Below are 19,091 nucleotides of genomic sequence, written 5' to 3'. Positions count from 1 at the left end.
TCACCTCCCCAGGCCGCCCGGAGCGGAGACCGAGTCGCCGCTCATGCTCTCCGACACCTCCGCCGAACGCGCGCTCTCGTTGGGGGGTGTCGCTCCGTCCAGCGCGGTCACTTCATAATAATACCGCACGCCCCGCGCCGCGGTCGTGTCTGCGAACGACGTTTCCGCCGCTCCGACCTCGCCGATCGGCCGGTACTCCCCCTTCGCCTCGCGGCGATAGACCCGGTAGCCGTGCAGGTCCGCCTCGCTGTTCGGGAACCAGTACAGCTTGATCGCCTGCCCTTCGACCGCCGCCGCCAGCCCGGTCGGCGCCTTGGGCGCGAAGACGTCGAGCGGGAGCACCTCCACTTCGTCGCAGGGGACGCTCTCCCGCAGCGGTGGCGGCGGCTGGCGTAGCGCCCGCACCGAGTAGCGGTAGGTCTCGCCGTACGTGAACCGCGTGTCCACGTAGGTCCGCTCGGAAAGCGGCGCCGTGTTCAGCGGTACGAGCGGCTCCTCCTCCTGCGCGCCGGGACGCCTGTAGACGTTGAACAGCTCTCCCTTGGCGTCGGGGGCGCCCGATTCCCAGGCCAGACGCACCTCCCCCTCGGCGGTCTCGACCTTCAAGCGCAGGGGCGCCGGCGGAGGGGGCGCCAGCAGGATCTCCTGCACCGCGGAGAGCGGCGAGCTCTGCCTGTGCCCGTCCACCAGCTGCACCGCGTAGAGGTAACGCGGCATCGCCGCCGCGGGCGCGCCTGCCCCGGCGGCCGCCGTGTCTCCGAGCACCGAGCGGTCGTGGTACACGAAGTGACCCGAGACGGCAATCGACGCGACGACCGTGGCCAACCTCTGGAACTCCATCATGAGGTAGCGGACCGACACGTTCGACGGCTTCAGCGTCGGCGACGGCCGCATCCTCATGATCTGCACCCTGGCCTCCGGCCCGAGGGGCGTGTCGTCGGTGCGGCTGAGAGACACGGTGGCGTCGAGGAGCACATCCGCGCCCACCTGACGCACGTGGACTTTCTGCACCGGCCGGGGCAGGATGCGTATCGGCGCCAGCGGCGGCCCCTTCTTGCCGCAGCCCTCGGCGTGCAGTCCCGCCACGGCGGCGAGGACCACGCAGACCCAGGCCCAAGACCGGGACGAGGGAGATGCCGAGCGGGTGTCGGAGGACACGTTACAGGATGTACCGGCTCAGGTCCTGGTCCTTCACGATGTCGGCGAGCATCCGGCGGACGTAGGCGGCATCGATCGTGACCTTTCTTTCTGTCATCTCGGGGGCGTCGAACGAGAGCGTGTCGAGAAGCCTTTCCATGATCGTGTGCAGCCGACGCGCGCCGATGTTCTCGGACTGCTGGTTCACCTGGGCGGCCAGCTCGGCCACGGCGCCGATGGCATCGTCGGTGAACACGAGGTCGATCCCCTCGGTCAGAAGGAGGGCGCGATACTGGCGGATGAGCGCGTTTTTCGGCTCGGTCAGGATCCGCACGAACTCCGCCGCCCCGAGCGACTGCAGCTCGACGCGGATCGGGAAGCGTCCCTGCAGCTCCGGGATCAGATCGGACGGCTTGCTGACGTGGAACGCGCCCGAGGCGATGAACAGGACATGGTCGGTCCGCACCATGCCGTGCTTGGTCGAGACGCGCGTCCCCTCCACCAGCGGCAGAAGGTCGCGCTGCACCCCCTCGCGGCTGACGTCGGGGCCCTGGCCGCGCTCCCGCCCGGCGATCTTGTCGATCTCGTCGATGAAGACGATGCCCGACTGCTCGACGCGTAGAAGCGCCTCGCGCTTGGCGGCATCGGCATCGATGAGCTTCTCCTCCTCCTCGTGCTGCAGGATCTCCCGCGCCTCGCGCACGCTGACGCGGCGGGGCTTCTTGCGCGCCCCGAACAGCCCGCCGAGCGATTCCCTGAGGTTGATGTCCATCTCCTCCTGCCCGCTGCCTCCGAAGATCCGGAACGCCGGGAAGGAGTCCTGGGACACCTCGATCTCGATCGCGTGCTCCTCCAGCGCCCCCTCGCGCAGCTGCTGGCGCAGCTTCTCGCGCGTGCGCTGGAACTGGTCCTCCGGCTCCCCCTCGCTCCCCGGCGCGTGTCTCGTTCCCGGCGAGGGGAGCAGGATGTCGAGCAGCCTCTCCTCGACGTGTCCGCGGGCGGTCTGGGCGACGTCCCGCGAGCGCTCCTGCTTCACCATCTCCAGGGAGATGTCCACGAGATCCCGCACCATCGACTCGACGTCGCGCCCGACGTAGCCGACCTCGGTGTACTTGGAGGCCTCCACCTTGATGAAGGGAGAGTTGGCCAGCCGCGCCAGGCGGCGCGCGATCTCCGTCTTGCCGACGCCGGTCGGACCGATCATGATGATGTTCTTCGGCGCCACCTCCTCGGCCATGTCCGGCGGCAGCTTCAGGCGGCGCACGCGGTTGCGCAGGGCGATGGCGACCGCCCGCTTCGCCTTCTCCTGCCCGACGATGTAGCGGTCCAGCTCCTGGACGACCTGCCGCGGCGTCAGGTCGGCGGGCGGATCCATCAGACGCGGCTTCCCGTCCGCCGCGCCGCGCGGCAGCCGCTCGGCCATCACAGCTCCTCCACGACGATCCGGTCGTTGGTGTAGATGTCGATTTCCGCGGCGATCGCCAGGGCCTGCTCGACGATCTCGCGGGGGCCCAGCTCGGTCCTGCGCGCCAGGGCCCGCGCCGCGGCGAGCGCGCACGGTCCGCCCGAACCGACCGCCACCAGCCCGTCGTCCGGCTCGATGAGATCGCCCGTGCCGGAGAGGAGGAACGATTTCCTGTCGGAGGCGACGAGCAGGAGCGCCTCCAGCCGCCGCAGCGCCCGGTCGGTGCGCCAGTCGCGCGCCAGCTCGACGGCGGCGCGCTCGAGGTTGCCGTGGTACTCCTCGAGCTTCGCCTCGAAACGGGTGAACAGCGCGAAGCCGTCGGCGGCCCCCCCGGCGAAGCCCGCGAGAACGCTGTCCTTGTACAGGCGCCGGATCTTGCGCGCCGTGTGCTTCATCACCGTGCGGTCGAGCGTCACCTGCCCGTCCGCGCCCATCGCCACCTTGCCCCGGTGGCGCACGCACAGCACGGTCGTCGCGTGGATCGTCACGAAGATCTCCCGTCCGGCATTATGGTGGAAGGCACCCCGGGGGTCAACGCGCGACGAGTCGCACGCGCGCGTCGACGGCGCACGACGAGGCGCGGTCCTCTCCGGCGAGCAGCGGATTGATGTCCACCTGCTCGATCTCGGGGCGCTCGTCCGCCATCTGGGCCAGACGCAGGAGGGCCTCGACGAGGAACGCCTCGTCGACCGGCGATGCGCCGCGCGCCCCGGCGAGCAGCGCGTGGCCGCGGATCCCGCGGACCATCTCGCCGGCCTCGACGTCGGTGATCGGCAGGATGCGGAACACCACGTCCTTCAGCACCTCGACGAAGATGCCGCCCAGGCCGAACATCAGGATGGCGCCCAGCTTCGGATCGCGCGCCACGCCCAGGATCGTCTCGCGGCCGCCGCGCACCATCTTCTGGACCTGGTACCGGAGGTCGGCCGAGCGCAGCGACTGGCGCATCTCCCGGCAGGCCTTCTCGACCTCGGCCGCCGAGCGCAGGTCGAGCCGCACCGCGCCCGCCTCGGTCTTATGCACCAGATTGTCCGCGACCCCCTTCACGACGACCGGATACCCGAGCTCGGCGGCCGCGGCCACCGCCTGCGTCTCGTCGGTGACGATCCTCGACGGAGCCAGCGGAAGCCCGTAGGCCCGGAACAGACGCTCCGTCTCCTCGGGCAGCAGGACCCGGCGGCCGGCCGTCGCCGCGCCGCGCAGGACGGCCTCGGCCCCGGCGTGGTCGACGTCGAAGGTCCGCCGCGACCCTTCCGGCCGCGCGCGCATGCGCCTGTAGCGATCGAGGCCCGCCATGGCGCGCGCCGCCTCCTCGGGAAACATGTAGACCGGGATGCCGGCGTCGCGCAGCTCCTCGACGCCCTGCTTCCCCTGCTCCTTCCCCATGAAGCAGGTCAGGATCGGCAGGCGCGCGTCCCGCGCCGCATGGATGATCGCGCGGGCCACCTCGACGGCGTTGATCATGATGGGCGAGACGAAGATGACGACCAGACCGTCCAGTCCCGGGTCGTCCTTCAGGATCGCCAGCGCCGCCGCATAGCTCTGCCCGTCGGCGCCGGCCACCATGTCGACCGGGTTCCGCACGCTTGCCTCCGGCACCAGGACGCGCCGGAGCCGCTCCTGCGTCGGGGCGGACAGCTCGACGACCTCGAGCCCCAGGGTGGCCAGCGCGTCGGTGGCCATGATCGCCGGCCCCCCCGCGTTGGTGAGGATGCCGATGCGATTCCCCTCGGGAAGACGCTCGAGCGAGAACGCGGTGGCGAGCGCGAACATGTCGCTCATCGACTCGACCCGGATCACGCCGGCCTGGTCCAGGAGCGTGTCGTACGCCACGCCCGTCGCGGCCAGGGCCCCGGTGTGCGAGAAGGCGGCGCGCGCCCCCGCCGCGGTGCGCCCCGACTTGACCGCCAGGATCGGCTTCTTGCGCGACACGCGCCTGGCGATCGACAGGAAGCGCGTCGGGTTGCCGAACGACTCCAGGTACATGAGGATGACGTTGACGCGCGGGTCGTCCTCCCAGGCCTCGACGATGTCGTTCCCGGAGATGTCGGCCTTGTTCCCCATGCTGACGAAATAGGCGATCCCCAGGCCGATCTGGTGGGCGTGCGCCAGGATGACCTCGCCGAGAGCGCCGCTCTGCGAAATGAAGCCGGCCGACCCCGGCTCGGGGCGGGTGGCCGCGAACGTGGCGTTCATCCGCACGTCGGGGTCGGTGTTGATCACACCCATGCAGTTCGGCCCCACCATCCGGATGCCGGCCGCGCGCACCTTGTCCCGGAGGGCGCGCTCGGCGGTCTCCCCCGCCCCGCCGACCTCCTTGAAGCCGGCGGTGATCACCACGAGCCCCTTCGCACCGCTGGCGATGGCGTCGTCGACGACCCGCGGAACGAGCCCCTTCGGCACGACCACAACCACCAGGTCGACCGGCTCGGGAATATCGCGCAGGCTCGGGTAGCATCGGATGGAGTGAATCGACGCGGCGTTCGGGTTCACGGGATAGAGGGGTCCCGAGAACCCGTATTCGATCAGGTTGTGCAGGATCTCGCGTCCGATCGAGGTCTCGTGGCGCGAAGCGCCGACGACCGCGATCGACCGCGGTCTCAGGATCGCCGACAGCGTCGAGTCCACGTCGTCCTCTCCCCTCGCCTATAATGCGGCGCGGCCTCGGGCGACATCACGCTGCGCCGCGGCAACGTGCGCGCTGAGGCGCCTGTTGTACTCCAGGACGCCCCGCGACTCAAGCCGCGCGCCCGGTCCGCCACGACCACGCTCCTTGACACCCGGCGGCGCCGCTCCATAGGATGTGCCGGCTTCGGAGACCCGCATGGCCCCCTCGTTCCGCGAGCGGAACATCGACCTGTCGATCGGCTACGCCTCGGCCGCCCTGTTCGGCGTCTCGATCGGCGTGCTGATCTGGTTCCTCCTGGCGCTCGTGGACCGGCCCGAGCCCGTGGTGAGCTTCGTGCACCGGGAGATCGAGCGCGCCACCGACGGCCGCGGCGACGCGCGCGCGACGTTCAATGTCCTCCTGATCCTGGTCTGGGGGGCGCTACACTCGGTCATGACCCGCCCGCGCTTCAAGGTCCATCTCCAAAAAGTTTTGCGGCCGCATCTGGAGCCCGCGTTCTATTCCCTCGTCGCGAGCGGCGGGCTGATCGGCGTCTGTCTGCTGTACCGGCCGATTCCGCGCGAGGTGTACCTGCTCGAAGGGGGAGCGGCACTCCTGGTGCGCCTGCTGTTCTACGCCGGCTGGGCGCTCTTCGTGTACTGCTGCTTCCACCTGGACGTTCTGGAGATCGTCGGGCTGCGGCCGATCCTCCGCTATCTCGACGGGGTCCCCCGGCCGCTGACGCCGTTCCGTCCCAGCGGCCCGTTCCTCTGGGTGCGCCATCCCGTGGAGCTGGCGTTCCTGATCGCCTTCTGGGCGGCGCCGATGATGACGGTCGGCCACCTCCTGTTCGCGACCGTGATGACCTTCTACACGTTCCTCGGCGTCGATCACGAAGACCGGCGCATGCTCGAGATGCACGGACCGGGATACGCCGACTACATCAAGAAGGTGCCCCAGATCCTGCCGCTGCCGCGTTGAGCCGCCTCCGGCCGATGCCGCCCCGCCTGGCCCTCCTCCTCCTGCTGCTCGTCACGTTCCTGTGCTGCCTGCCGGCCGTGAACGCCCCGTTCACCTACGACGAGCACGCCGGCATCGAGGAGAACCGGGTCGTCCACCCCGGCGCGCGCCTGGCGGACGCGGTGGCGTTCCGCTACTCGCCCGACCAGGCACGGCCATTGTTCTTCGCCTCGCTGCTGCTGGACGCCGACCTGTGGGGCATGCGCCCCGCCGGCTTCCGCGTGACCGGGTTCCTCCTGCACCTCGCCTGCGGTGTCCTGCTCTGGCTCCTTCTGGCGCGGCCTCCGGGGGACGCGGTCACGGCGCTCGCCGGTACCGCGGTGTTCCTCCTGCACCCGCTGCAGTCGGAATCGGTGCTCTACATCTGGGGCCGCTCGGAGGTGCTGGCGACCCTCTTCGGCCTGGCCGCGATCCTCCTGGCGCTGCGGGCCGCCGGTCGACCCACCCGCTTCTTCGCTCTGTGGGCCGGGGCGCTCGCCTGCGTGGCTCTCGGCCTGGCCTCGAAGGAGGAGGCCATCGCAATCCCGATCCTCTTCTTCCTGTGGTGGACCGTCGCCGAGGGACGACCGTGGAGGCCGGGAGCGGCGCGCGCCCTGGCGCTCGCCGTCCCGGTGATCCTCTTCCTGGCGATCCGCGGTGTCGCGCTCGGGGAGGTCGGCCGGCAGGTGTACGTGCGGAGCGTCGGCGACAACATCCTCGGCCAGGGGGTCGCGACGCTCGAGATGCTCCGTCTCTTCTTCCTGCCGATCGGCCAGACGGTCGATCACCCGACCGGCGTCCCCGGCGCCGTCCCCGGAGCGCTCGCGGTCGCGGCGTGCCTGGCGCTCGTGGCCGGGGCGGGCTGGGTCGCCGCGATGGCCGGGCGCCGCTTCGCGGACCGGGCGGTTGCCGCGCGGGTCGCCTGCGGCATCCTGCTCGCCGCCGTCGCCACCGTGCTCTACTGGCTCGTTCCCCTCCCCGACCTCGTGTGCGAGAGGCGGATGTATCTGCCCCTCGCCGGCGCGGCGCTGTCTGTGTCGGCGCTCCTGGCCGGCGGCCGGCGGCGCGGCTGGCTGGCCGCGGGCGTCCTGGTCCTGCTGCTCGCCCCGGCAATGGTGCTGCGCGCGCGCGTCTGGGCCGACCCGACCCGGCTGTGGAGCGAGGCGGCGCGGCTGGCGCCGCGCAAGGCGCGCCCCCTGATCAACCTGGGCGTGGTGGCCGCGGAGAAGGGAGAGACCGGCAGGGCGACCGATCTGTTCGGACGCGCCATCGCGCTCGAGCCGCGGAACGCCGAGGCGCTGTTCAACCGCGGCAAGCTGCACCTCGACGCCGGCGAGTACGCGCCGGCTATCGAAGATTTGGGGACCGCGGTTGAAGCCAACCCCGGCTTCGTGCGGGCGCGCATCAACCTGGCGATCGCCCGCATCGACACGGGGGATCTGGCGGGCGCCGAAGCGGATCTGCGCGCCGCCCTCGCGATCGAGCCCAAAAATCCCCGCGCTCTCACCAACCTGGGGGAGGTCCTGCGCGCCACGAACCGGACGAACGAAGCGGTCGGCGTGTACCGCGAGGCGCTGGACGCCGACCCGACCTACTCGCACGCCGCCGCCCGCCTCGGCGTGACCCTGGAAAATCTCGGCGACCGGCAAGGCGCCCTCGGCGCGTACCGCGAGTTCCTGGTGCGCGGCACGACCTCCCCCTCCGATCGCGACGCCGTATCCAGGAAGATGAAGGCGCTCGAGGCGACGCCGCCTGCGGGACCCTAGGGCGCGGCGGGCGGCTTCTGTTGTTTCGGCAGCGCCGGCGGCAACGGTTTGCGCGGCAGCAGGTCGGGGCGCGTCGCGGCGTGATAGACGAACGAGGCCATGATGGCGGACGCCTGCATCAGGTCGGCCGGCACGGCGCGGTCGTACACGTCGAGATCCGAGTGGTGCGTGCGCGTCATGTAATCGAGCGGGTCCTGGATGAACTGGAAGCCTGGGAGACCGACGGCGTCGAACGACTTGTGGTCGGTGCCCCCCGTGTCCGCCAGGGCCAGGGTCGTCGCCCCCAGGTCCTTGAATGGAGCGAGCCAGGACTGGAAGATCGGCCGCGCCATGTCGTTTCCCTGCAGGTAGACGCCGCGAATCCTCCCCGAGCCGTTGTCGAGATTGAAGTAGGCCGACAGCCGCGCGTGCTCGGGCTTCGGCGCCATCGTGACCGGATCGGCGAAGTGCTCCTTGACGTAGGCGCGCGACCCCAGGAGGCCCTGCTCCTCGCCGCTCCAGAGGACCAGGCGCACCGTGCGGTCCATCTTGAGATCGAGCGTCTTCAAGATGCGCATCGCCTCCAGGACGACGGCGCACCCGGCGGCGTTGTCCGTGGCCCCCGTGCCTCCGTGCCACGAGTCGAGGTGGGCTCCCAGCATCACGATCTCGTCCTTCCTGCGCCCCCCCGGGATCTCGGCGATGAGGTTCGACGCGTCGAGCGTGTCGTCGATGAATTTCGCCTCGATGTCGAGCGAGACCTTCACCGGGACGCCGCGGCCCGTCAGCCGGACCAGCCGGTCGTACGACTCGGGCGCCAGGACGACGCAGGGGGGAGACACCGGGGCGTCCGGATCCCCCGACCGCACCCCCTCGGCGAACACGATGCCGCCGTTCCCCCGCTTGTCCCCCGCGAGGACCGCCGTCACCCCTTCGTCACGCAGGAAGCCGCTCAGGCGATCCAGCACCCTCCGGCGTCTCACGTAGAAGTCGGAGGTCACCTCCTGGGGGAGCGAGCCGGTCACCTTCTCGCGCTCCTCGCGGTCGGCGGGCAGGCGCTGCAGCGGCCACTCCAGGGGGGGCAACGGCTCGGGCTCCGGGCCCTGGGCCAGGAGCTCGAGCTTGGGGTCGTCGTAACGCTCGACCAGCGGTTTGGTCGGCAGCGCGGGGTTCGGGGGCGGCTCGATCAGGACGATCTTGCCACGCAGCTTCCCCTTCTGCTTCGAGGCGTAGTCGCGGATCCCGGCAGCGAGTGTCTCCAGGTCCCAGATTTCACCGGTCTGCTTCTCTTCGAACAGCGGCGCGAACACGACGTCCCCGCTCACAGGCCCCTGAGTGCCCGACGTCCAGGCCTTCGGGACGCCGTGCAGAGGCGCGTACACCGGCTGCAGCAGGCTCGCCGAGAAGCGCTGCAGCGTCCAGCCGCGCCCGAAGCGCCCCCACGTCTCGAGATGCGGCCCGGCGACGCCCCAGCCCTTCAGGCTCGTCATCGCCCACTCGGCCGCCGAGCGCCACCCCGGCGACCCGGTCAGCCTCGGACCGTTCACGTCGGTCAGGAAGAAGAGGTGGTCCATCACCTTCGAGTCGCGGAACGCCTCGTCCTTGATCCTGTGCACCGTCTTGAGATCGACCGGCTCGTCAGCGACCGCGGCGATTGATGCGCCGATCGTGATCAAGAAGATCGCCAGCCCGCGTGCGCGCAGCCTCATCGTCCATCCCCCGCTCTCCCGGTCCGATCCTGAGATCCCCGGGAGGGGGCGGATGTTATGCGCACGGAAAGACCCGGTCAAGTTCGCGCGGCCGGTGGTGACCTGGGGCACGAGGTGCGTTATACTCCCGCAATTCGATTCGTTGCCCGACGACGGTTGGCGGAAGGTGACTCTCCGATGCGCCGTCCCCTCGTGCCCGTCCTGATGGTTGCGGCCCTCCTTGCGGCATCTCCCGCGATCGCGGCTCCGCACGAACTCTGCGCCGGATTCCTGACCGCGCCCCCCGGGACGCGGGTGGGGATCCCGATCACTCTGTTCGACGGCGACGGCGTGGCCGGGATGCAGGTCGACATCCATTTCGACCCGGCGAACCTGGCGCCGGCGGCCGTCCATCTCGGCGCGGACACCGCGGCGGCCGGCGTCTGGCTCGTGGACAGCGCCCTGCGGGGCCCCGGCATCATGACGGTGCTCCTCTACACCAATCCCCCCCGCGCGCTCACCCCGGGCTTCAAGAGGATGGCCATCGTCGATTTCGACGTCGTCGCCGCGGCCTCGCTGAGCAACATGCCCCTCCCTCTGTCAGGCTGCGTGCTGGGGGACGTGAACGCGCTGTCCCTGCCGTGTACGATCTGCCTCCAGCCCGGTGTCACCCTGGCGGCGCCGCGATTTTTCATCTCCCTGGCGCAGGATGACCTCGTCTTCCATCCCTCCGCCATCGTCGTGGAGCAGGGGGACTGGGTGCTGTGGGACAACGTCGGCTCGAGTCTCTTCCATACGACCACCAGCGGCACGCGCGACCCCTCGACGCGCACGTGCACGGCGGACGGTCTCTGGCGGGGAGAGCTGCAGCCGGATCAACAGTTCGCCCGGCAGTTCCTCGAGCCGGAGGGAAGCCTCCTCCCCTACTTCTGCGAGCCCGACTGCGCCGCCGGCCAGACCGGAACGGTGGCGGTCACCGGGCCGATCGTCCTCATGCTCTCCGGCGGCCCCGGGGTCTCCCTGCTGACCTGGCAGGGAGGGAGCGGTCGCTACCTCGTGCACCGCGGCGAGGAGCCGTCCTTCACCGGCACGACCACGACGAGCCTGGTCCCCGACGGCGGGGACACCGGGACGACCCTCACCGAGCCCGCCGTTCCGGTGGCCGGCGGTATCTTCTTCTATCTCGTCGCGAACAAGCCCTGAAGCACCCGATCGAAGAAATAAAAAGGGGGTCCCGGTTTCCCGGGACCCCCGAGTCGTTGCTGGAGGGCCGCCCTGCGCCCTCCGTCGAGGCGGTCGACTAGCGCAGCGTGATGTTACGGCCGGCCGAGTCGGAGAGGACGATCGCCTCGAGGCTCGGGCTGCCCGCGCCGGTGATGCGCAGGATGGCGCCGTCACCGTTCACGCCGGCTCCCGAGGCGCTGAAGAGGATCACTCTCAGGCGCGCCCCGTGACCGGTGTCGCTCGTGATCTGCCAGCCCTGCGCTGCCAGGCCGGCCGCCGTGATCGTCGTGTTCGGGGAGGCGTTGCGCAGATCGATCTGCAGGCCGCTCAGATCGACGGCCCCCTTGACGGTCAGCAGATAGCTGCGCTGACTCTCCTTGACGAGACTCACGCCGATCGGAGGGGAGGCGACGCGCAGCGCGGCCCCCGCGGCCGTCCCGATGCACGGACAGAGGGGCGGGCGACCCAGCGCCTTGTTCCTGACCCGCACCACGTCGAGAACGTTGATCGTCCCGTCGACCCCGCAGTCCTGGTCCAGCATGTTGCCGGCCCAGAACTGGAACGTGGTCGGCGGCGGAGTCGCCACCGGGATGAGCAACGCCTGGCGGACGTCGCGCTGCACGTCGAGGACGTTCACTCCTCCGCTGGCGTCCACGTCTCCCTTCGCCACCCCCTGGAACGGATCGCTCGTCCCCGAGATCAGGATCGGCGGATCGGACACCGTGAGATTCAGGGGGAAGGCGGTCCCGGGAAGGAACGGATCGAGGCAGCAGCGCAGGTTGTAGACCTGCGAGCCCAGACCGCCGGCGAAGTTCATCGTGGCGGGGACGAGTTTCCCGGAGCAGATCGGCCCGACCGCCATCGGGTCGACGGCGTTGTAGCCGGACGCGAGTGTCCCCAGGGAATTAAGCGCCGCCACCTTCACCAGGAACGGCAGCGGGTCAAACGGATCGACTCCGACCGGCGAGGGGATCGGCTGGAACGAGAAGCTGCTGGCGTTGCGCACGATGATCGAACCGGGCTGCCGGCACGGCTGGCAGGGGATCGAGCGTCCCGCCGGATCGCTGAGGACGCAGTTCTTCTCGGCGAGCGGTACCGGGCCGTTCGGGGCCGACGCGACGATGTCGAAATCGATCAGGGCGACTTCGCGCGGTCCGGGGCCCAAGCCCACGGGCGGATTGCTCGACCCGAGGATACGCACGACGCCCGGTCCGACGGGAGCGCTGTTCACCGTCCACCCCCCCGCCGCGGTTGTGTCGGCGCCCAGCTCCACGGCCGCCACGCTGAGCAGCGCGGCGTTGTAGGAGACATCCACCTGGAATCCGGCCACGCTGTCACCGTTGTCGAGAGTGATCGGCACGGCGACCCGGGTGCCCGGCTCGCCCGCCGTCGACTCGTTGCAGATCGTGCGGATGTTCGGATCCACCACGAACCCGCCGCCCGCGCGGCCGAGAGGCGCCAGCGGGCTCAGGTTTGGCTCGAAGACGACCCCGTATCCTCCGGTGGGCGGGGCCGTGCCCTGGAAGATGTCGAAGAAGCTGAAGCGCAGGGTCTGTGTCTCCCCCGGCTTCATGAGAAGCGGAGTCGACTTGTCGATGATGTGGAGGGCGCCCGCCGGATCGGTCAGCGTGACGTGCGTCCCCTTGCAGGCAAGGTCCACCGGCCGCGGGTTCTTGAGCTCGACTTCGAAGAACACATCGAAGAAGCTGTCGAACGTCTGGGTCGGCGTGCCCTGCGAATCCAGGATGGAGACCTTCACCTGCAGGGGCTGCTGCTCGAACGGATACGGGCAGCCGTCGTTCTCGGGCGGTCCGGGGATGGTCGGGCAGCGATCGGCGTAATCGGGCGTGCCGTCGAAGTCCGTGTCTCTCGTCAGCGGCGAGACATCGATCGGGATCTGCGCCACGCCCGCGACGCCGAAGCGGTCGATCCCCGTGAGGGTGATCACGTGCCGCCCGGCCTTGAGCTGAACGTCCAGGTTGTACCCCGTCCCGAGCGGTCCCTGGAGATCCGACGACCACTGCAGCTGATCGCCCGGCAGGACGCCGTCGTCCGGGCTGCTGCCATACCCCATCAAGGTCACCGGCTTCCCCTCGCCGGCCACGGCCGGCTGGTCCTTCGAAGGAGGAACCGGCTCCGCGATCACCACAACGGGCTTCTTGCGCGCCACGACGAAGGGACCGGCCGTCGCCTCGGCGGTGTTGTAGCCGTCGCTGACCGTGACCCGGATGATCCCGTTGTTGCTGCCGGGGAGATTCGCCGGATCGAGCGTCAGGGCGCTCCGGTCCTCCATGTTGCCGGTCAGCGAGATGAAGTGCTGCCCGCCGTCCGGGCTGTATTGCACGGAGGAGTAGATCTCCGGGCTGTCCTGGTCGGTGGCGTTCCAGGACAGCAGGAACGGCCGGTCGAGCTTCGGCATCTGCCGGGGATCGGGAGCGAGGATCTGCACCGCCGGCAGGAGCAGGCTGACCGCCTGCCTGTCCAGGATCGCGTCGCCGTCGAGCAGCCGGACTTCCATGACCTCCGAATTCCCGTCCGCGTTGAGCGGAGTCGGCATCCGGAAGCTGAACGCGTACGGAGTCGGCTCCTCTCCGTCCCCCTGGAAGTTGGCGTCGAACTGCCGGGCCTCCAGGACCTGGCCATTGACTCCGATGAGCTCGATCGCGAACCGGCCCTTCCCGCCGCGCTCGATCGGCACGGCCCGCTTCAGGCGCCAGGTCGGCCAGAGGACGCCCGTCCCCTCGGGGTTGATGATGCCGTTGATGAACCCGATGTCGATCGTCGGCAGCTCCTCCTCGGGAGGGTTCAGCAGACCGTACGGCATGAACACGTCGATCGGGATGACCTGCCACCAGTTGAAGTGACAGGAGTCGAAGAGCGACTCGGGCGTCGTGGCCTGCCACAGGTTCCAGAAGTGCGAGTAGCGCGACGGACTCTGCCACGCCTGGCTCGTGAACAGGCCGGGCACCATGACGTCGAACTGGCTGGAGGAGACGGGCACCGCGAGGTCGGTGTCGAAGCCGGTGATTCCGATCTGACCGGTCGCCATCGACTGATGCACCTGGCAATAGTTGTGGTACAGCTCGTGGTTGAAGGTGCGCTGGAAGCGGCTCGCCTCGGTGTTGCCGTAGGCGGCGACATCGTGCGGGGCCGCGCAGGACGGAAGCTGGGACAGCCCGTTGCCGTTGACCGGTCCGGGCCACCAGCCGTAGACGTTGTCGTAGGTCGTCCCGCCGACCGTGCGCATCAGCGCCAGCGAATCGAGCAGCGTGCCGTCGACCGTCGTCGAGAGATCGGTCGGCCACTGCTTCACGGTCGGGTTCAGCCAGTACTGCAGCTTGCAGGGGGCCAGCGGCCCCGCCTTCAGGAACCAGGCCATCCCGTTCGCCGCCATCCCCGCGTCGGCGATGCGTGTCGCGTCGCTGTCGAACTGCAGCCGCACCCCCTCCACGCGTAGACGCTGGTTATGGATGAAGTCGCGGCTCGTCGACGGCGGGCTCAACACGTTGATGTTCGGTGTGGAGGACGACAGGGCCAGCTCGAACGACACGTTGCCGCTCGGAGGGAAGGCCCAGGTGAAGGTGAGACTGCTGTTGGCGTTCTCCGGGTTCGGGCTCGTCCAGGGGGCCACGGAGATCGGTCCGTTGATGGGCGCCAGCGTCGCGATGACCGTCGCTCCCTGCCTCACCGTGAGCGTGCCGTTCACGCTGACGGGAGGAAAGAAGGTCGGGAAATGAAAGCTGAATCCCAGGATGCTGAAGTGGATGTAGCGCTGCGCCTGGATGTAGGCCCGGATGGCGGTCGGCTTGTGGGCCGACAGACCGATGCCCGGGTCCGCCGGCACCTGTGGGCGGGTCTGGACCGACTGGGTGACCTCCAGGTCCCCCAGCGCCAGACTGACCTGGCCGTCGTGGGCGCGCGCCAGTCCGGCCCCGAGCGGCAGGAGCAACAGGGTGAGAAGCGGGAAGATTAGGGACCGACACCTCATGGGGCCTCCTCGGAGAGAGCGTTCTCTCCTCAGACACGGGTGAATGGGTCCCGGCCTTTCCCCCGCCCGGTGCGTCAGGGCTCGGAGGTGGCCGCGCTCGCCCAACTGCGGACGCGGCGACCATACGAGTCCGACGAAGCCATCACGAGAGTTCAGCCAGGAAACAGGAAATCAGATTGCGGGAGGCTAACAGGAAGAGTTCGAGAGCGCAAGACCCCGTCGAGCGGAAAAATTCATTCGGCGCACAGGATGGGATGGAAATCGCTGCACGGTCCGGGACTGAACAGCCCCGTGCCCTTCTCGCGCAACAGGGTTCCGTCGATCCGGGTGCCGTCGGGGTGGACGGTCATCTGCCAGTCCTTCCCCGCCGTGCTGTCCGAGCAGTTTCTGGCCAGGTCGAGGTCGTCCACCCAGGACCTGTCGCTCTCGCTGGACAGCCAGAGCACTCCACGGGTGCCGTAGGCGTTCTTGATCTCCCCCGTGCTCGGGAAATGGCTGTCCGGGAACTCCGCCCGGCATTTCCGGGTCGCGCCGGTCCGGCCTCCCAGGTCCCCCTGGTAGGCGGCCGTGGTCGAGCGCAGGGTCATCGGCAGCGTCCCGCTGCCTTGCAGGGTTACGAGGAGGCGCCCGCCGGCATCGGTGGACAGATTGCCGACGGAGACGGTCCCGGCCACCGGCTGGATGGCGGGGAAATTGGAGACGGCCACCGGCACCGGCCCGGCGGTGGCCGCCGCCCCGGTCGTCGCCCGCGGGCGCTCCGCCCCGACTCCCGGCAGGAACAGCGCCGCGGCCCCGGCGAGCCCCAGACAGGCCCACGCGGTCATTCTACGCATGCCTATTCATGTACGACGAGGCGGACCAGGATGCAACAGGAAACCCGCTGCCAGAACGGGTTTCATGGCAACTGCGCCGATCCGGGGACGGGTGGGCCGTCCGAGGAAGCGTGCTCTGGACACTCGTCCGGCATCCGTGGCATTCTCCGTCTCCGCGACCTTTCGGGTTGCCACGATGCCGGAGTGGCGAAACTGGTAGACGCACGGGACTCAAAATCCCGCGGGCGCAAGCCCATGTCGGTTCGAGTCCGACCTCCGGCACCAACCGACCGCCTGGCGCCGATTCGGCTTCAGTGCTCCGACGCCCCCGCCGGCGCCGCTTTCACTTCGTCGGGCAGCTTCTGCGGCTTCTTGTCGCTCGCCGGCGTCCCCTCGGGAGTCGGATTGAGGTGGGCGTCGAGCCAGCCGATCCATTCGCGGTAGACCGAGCGCATACGCACGGGGTCCGAGGGGAAATGCCCCGCGACGGGCCAGGCGACGAAGCGTGTGTCGACGCCGTTGTCCTTGAGGGCGTGGTACAGGCGGTACGACTGGGTCACGGGGACGCGCGCGTCGCCGGTGTCCGAGAGGATGAGCGTGGGGGTCTTGATGCGGCCGGCGTAGGTGATCGGCGACTGCTCGCGGTACGACTTCTCGCGCCCGCCCGTCCAGGGCGATCCTTCGAACGACCAGCGCGCCTGCACGTTGAAATCCGACAGATTGTACTGGTCAACCCAGTCGGTGACCGGGGCGCCGGCCACGGCCGTCTTCCATTCGTCGTAGTGGCCGATGAGCCACGAGGTCATGAAGCCGCCGTACGACCAGCCCGAGACTCCGATGCGCGAGGCGTCGACCGAGCCGCGGTCCTTCACGACCTTGAGACCGGCCATGACGTCCCTGCCCGGGCCGGCGCCGGCGTCGTTGACGATGGCGCGCTGGTAGGCGTTGCCGAGATTGTCGCTGCCGCGGTAGTTCGGCTGGAAGACGATGTAGCCGCGCGCGGCCATCAGCTGGCCGAAGGTCGAGAAGCTCTCGGTCGAGGCCGCCTGCGGTCCGCCGTGGATCAGGAGCACCATCGGATACGTCCTGCGCGCGTCGAAGTCCGGCGGGTAGATCAGCACGCCGTCCTCCGACCAGCGGTCGGGCCCCTGCCACGCGATGCTCTCGACGCGTCCGAGGTCGAGAGCCGCCACCGGATCGTTGAACGAGGTCAGCCGCTGCGCAGGTGAGTCGGCCGAGGCCATGTAGTACAGCTCGGTCGGGTGCTGCGACTCGCTGCCGGTGAAAGCGATGGCGCCGCCCGGCGCCACGGCCGCGTCGATCCAGAACGACCAGGAGGGGTTCGCCCTGCCGAGGTCGAGCCGGCGCGCCTTCCCGTCGACCGGCTGGAGCCACAGCGAGACGCGCGTGCCGTCGTTGCCGCCCACCAGGAGCGCGCGGCCGTCCGGCATCCAGATCGATCGGTACAGACAGCGGTCGAGCGCGCGGGTCACGACCCTCGGCTCCCCTCCCGCCGCCGGGACGACGGCGACCTCGTTGACGTTGTTCGGGTTTCCGTCGCGCGGATACCACAGGGCGACCTGCCGGCCGTCGGGGCTGAAGCTCGGATACCCTTCCAGGGTCCGGCGACCGGTCAGCGGGCGCACGGCTCCCGTGGCGACGTCGAGGATCTGGATGGACGACTGATCGGAGTCGCCGAAGTGCGGCCTCTCCTGGCGCGTGAAGGCGATGCTCTTGCCGTCGGGCGACCAGGACAGGGGGGACGAGGGAGGACCGGGCGGCTGGCTCACGGGCAGGGACCAGGTTCCGGACGTGAGCCGCTTCGCCCCTCCGCCCTCGGACGGCACCAGCCAGATGTGCGACCGGTTCGGCGCCTCCTGCGCCAGGAAATCGTTGTCCCCGACCTCGAAGGCGTCCTCCCCCTTCTTCATCTCCTCGAGCTTCGCGGGAACGTCTTCGGTCACGAAGGCGAGAGCGCCGCCGTCGGGCCTCCAGGCGAACTGCTGCACGCCGCCCCAGGCGTCCGTGATCTGCAGCGCGTCGCCGCCGTTCATCGGCAGCACGAAGATCTGCCGGCGACCCTCTTCATCTTTCTGTTCCGCGGCAGCCGGCGTTCCGGCATCGTCCTTCTTCGCCGGCTTCTTCGGCGTGCCCTTGGCCAGGAAGGCGATCCGCGCCCCGTCCGGAGACCAGCGCGGATGGGCGAGCTCCTCGCGTTCGCGCGTGAGGATCCGCTGCGCCTTGGTCGCCACGTCGACGAGGACCAGCTCGGCCTCGTGCCGGTTGTCGTCGTAGTTGGGGCGCGACACCACGATGAGGATCGATTTTCCGTCGGGCGACACCTGCGGATCGCTCGGGCGCACCAGGCGCGCCAGGTCCTCGAGAGCGAGGCGGCGTGGTGATGCGCTCGTGGCCGGGGCGTCGGCGAGCGCCGGCAGGGTGAGAAGGCATGAGGCCAGCGCGACAATAAGAACGACGGGGCGTCTCATCGATGCGTCTCCTTCAGAATGACGGCAGGGTGGGGCGATTATATCGGACTCACCGCCGTTCGCAGAGGATGACGTGATCGGTCGAATCGGCGCCGAATGGCTCGCGCCGGAAGGAGCCCCAGTGCTCGCGAACCACGAACCCCTCCTTCCCGAGGAGGACCTCCAGCTCGAATCGCGTGTACAGGTGGAACATGAGGCTGGTTCGCCGCTCGTCCAGCACCTCGCCGCCTATCCTCATAGTCCTCCAGGTGTAGGTCACCTGCAGATTTCCGGACGTATCCAGGGGGCGCGTGTCGACGCTCCTGACGACCACCTGATCCGTGCCCGTCAGGGCTCGTTCGATGGCACGGCTCTCTTCGTGAGGGCGAGTCAGCAGATCGGGGTCGGGCCGCAGGACATCGAAACAGAGGAGCCCGCCGGGTTCGAGGTGACGGGTCACGTTGCGCAGCCAGGCCCGTCTGTCGTCCGGATCGAGCAGGTGTTGCGCGACGCGGAAGGGGGCGGTCACGAGGCGGTAGCGGTTGGCGAGGCACGCGCTGCGAATGTCCCCCTGGGTCAGGCCGATCCTGCGCCTGACCTCGTCGGGCTCGGCGGAAAGCTTGTCCCGCAGCGCCCGCAGCATGGCGGGCGAGGAATCGATGCCGTGGATGGCGACCCCGGCGCGGGCAGTCGCCAGGAGGTTCCGTCCGCTGCCGCAGCCCATTTCCAGGACCTGTCCGCCTACTTCCCCTGCCAGTGATGAGTAGAACTCGATGTCCTCGACTCGGCCGGCGGCCACGTAATCGGCGTCATAGAAGCGGGCCATGAGGGCGTACGGGTCCGGGCCCTCCGGTTCAGTCACGCGCTTGCCATTCATGTCGGCGTCGATCCCGCACGAAAATACCGCCTGACCTTGCCGCCGCGCAAGCGGTCTCCTGGCATGCTCGCGTCGCCCCC

Annotated in this window: 12 protein-coding genes and 1 tRNA gene; 4 read left to right on the top strand and 9 right to left on the bottom strand. The window is 69.5% G+C overall.

The window, feature by feature from the left end:
- The 4 genes from VEW47_07395 to VEW47_07380 are packed head-to-tail and all read right to left on the bottom strand — an operon-like array spanning position 1 to position 5,230.
- A complete protein-coding gene (locus VEW47_07395; GenBank protein ID HYS05002.1) occupies positions 1-1,101 on the bottom strand; it encodes a hypothetical protein in 1,101 nt (366 codons plus the stop codon).
- Positions 1,102-1,159: 58 nt separating this feature from the next.
- Positions 1,160-2,560, bottom strand: a complete 1,401-nt coding sequence (gene hslU, locus VEW47_07390) for an ATP-dependent protease ATPase subunit HslU (GenBank protein HYS05001.1) — start codon at positions 2,558-2,560, stop codon at positions 1,160-1,162.
- Positions 2,560-3,090 (bottom strand): ATP-dependent protease subunit HslV, encoded by a 531-nt coding sequence (gene hslV / locus VEW47_07385; protein HYS05000.1) that lies wholly within the window; start codon positions 3,088-3,090, stop codon positions 2,560-2,562. The genes hslU and hslV overlap by 1 nt, the downstream gene beginning before the upstream one ends.
- A 43-nt stretch (positions 3,091-3,133) precedes the next feature.
- Complete coding sequence (locus VEW47_07380) at positions 3,134-5,230, bottom strand: acetate--CoA ligase family protein (GenBank protein ID HYS04999.1); 2,097 nt, start codon at positions 5,228-5,230, stop codon at positions 3,134-3,136.
- A gap of 196 nt (positions 5,231-5,426) precedes the next feature.
- Here VEW47_07380 and VEW47_07375 point away from each other — a divergent pair, with 196 nt between their 5' ends.
- Positions 5,427-6,191: a hypothetical protein gene (locus VEW47_07375; GenBank protein HYS04998.1), complete on the top strand. Its 765-nt coding sequence runs from the start codon at positions 5,427-5,429 to the stop codon at positions 6,189-6,191.
- A 14-nt stretch (positions 6,192-6,205) separates the two neighbouring features.
- Positions 6,206-7,975: a tetratricopeptide repeat protein gene (locus tag VEW47_07370; GenBank protein HYS04997.1), complete on the top strand. Its 1,770-nt coding sequence runs from the start codon at positions 6,206-6,208 to the stop codon at positions 7,973-7,975.
- Here VEW47_07370 and VEW47_07365 read toward each other — a convergent pair.
- Positions 7,972-9,663, bottom strand: coding sequence for a M20/M25/M40 family metallo-hydrolase (locus tag VEW47_07365; protein ID HYS04996.1), 1,692 nt, complete (start codon positions 9,661-9,663; stop codon positions 7,972-7,974). The two genes, VEW47_07370 and VEW47_07365, sit on opposite strands and share 4 nt — an antisense overlap.
- Positions 9,664-9,840: 177 nt before the next feature.
- Here VEW47_07365 and VEW47_07360 point away from each other — a divergent pair, with 177 nt between their 5' ends.
- Entirely contained in the window at positions 9,841-10,845 is a 1,005-nt protein-coding gene (locus VEW47_07360; GenBank protein ID HYS04995.1) for a hypothetical protein, read from the top strand.
- A gap of 97 nt (positions 10,846-10,942) precedes the next feature.
- Here the strand turns inward: VEW47_07360 and VEW47_07355 are convergent, their stop codons facing one another.
- Together VEW47_07355 and VEW47_07350 are read right to left on the bottom strand one after the other, a co-directional pair.
- Positions 10,943-14,854: a cohesin domain-containing protein gene (locus tag VEW47_07355; protein ID HYS04994.1), complete on the bottom strand. Its 3,912-nt coding sequence runs from the start codon at positions 14,852-14,854 to the stop codon at positions 10,943-10,945.
- A gap of 233 nt (positions 14,855-15,087) precedes the next feature.
- The gene (locus VEW47_07350) at positions 15,088-15,687 is read right to left on the bottom strand and encodes a hypothetical protein (protein ID HYS04993.1); all 600 of its coding nucleotides are present in this window, start codon (positions 15,685-15,687) and stop codon (positions 15,088-15,090) included.
- Positions 15,688-15,864: 177 nt separating this feature from the next.
- On the opposite strand from VEW47_07350, the gene VEW47_07345 reads away from it, so the two are divergent.
- Positions 15,865-15,951, top strand: a tRNA-Leu gene (locus VEW47_07345).
- Positions 15,952-15,977: 26 nt separating this feature from the next.
- Here the strand turns inward: VEW47_07345 and VEW47_07340 are convergent.
- Both VEW47_07340 and VEW47_07335 read right to left on the bottom strand, forming a co-directional pair.
- Entirely contained in the window at positions 15,978-18,155 is a 2,178-nt protein-coding gene (locus VEW47_07340; GenBank protein HYS04992.1) for a S9 family peptidase, read from the bottom strand.
- Between the two features lie 49 nt (positions 18,156-18,204).
- The gene (locus VEW47_07335) at positions 18,205-18,996 is read right to left on the bottom strand and encodes a class I SAM-dependent methyltransferase (GenBank protein HYS04991.1); all 792 of its coding nucleotides are present in this window, start codon (positions 18,994-18,996) and stop codon (positions 18,205-18,207) included.
- Positions 18,997-19,091: the final 95 nt, after the last annotated feature.

The organism is Candidatus Dormiibacterota bacterium, from assembly GCA_035635555.1.
Classification (GTDB): domain Bacteria; phylum Acidobacteriota; class Polarisedimenticolia; order Gp22-AA2; family Gp22-AA2; genus Gp22-AA3.
Note: the sequence above shows the minus strand (reverse complement) of the source record. Positions and strands in the feature narration are given on the sequence as shown.

Coding starts and splice junctions, on each gene's coding strand:
- hslU (HYS05001.1), bottom strand. CDS start 2,560: ATGGCCGAGCGGCTGCCGCGCGGCGCGGCGGACGGGAAGCCGCGTCTG.
- VEW47_07375 (HYS04998.1), top strand. CDS start 5,427: ATGGCCCCCTCGTTCCGCGAGCGGAACATCGACCTGTCGATCGGCTAC.
- VEW47_07370 (HYS04997.1), top strand. CDS start 6,206: ATGCCGCCCCGCCTGGCCCTCCTCCTCCTGCTGCTCGTCACGTTCCTG.
- VEW47_07365 (HYS04996.1), bottom strand. CDS start 9,663: ATGAGGCTGCGCGCACGCGGGCTGGCGATCTTCTTGATCACGATCGGC.
- VEW47_07360 (HYS04995.1), top strand. CDS start 9,841: ATGCGCCGTCCCCTCGTGCCCGTCCTGATGGTTGCGGCCCTCCTTGCG.
- VEW47_07355 (HYS04994.1), bottom strand. CDS start 14,854: ATGAGGTGTCGGTCCCTAATCTTCCCGCTTCTCACCCTGTTGCTCCTG.
- VEW47_07350 (HYS04993.1), bottom strand. CDS start 15,687: ATGCGTAGAATGACCGCGTGGGCCTGTCTGGGGCTCGCCGGGGCCGCG.
- VEW47_07340 (HYS04992.1), bottom strand. CDS start 18,155: ATGAGACGCCCCGTCGTTCTTATTGTCGCGCTGGCCTCATGCCTTCTC.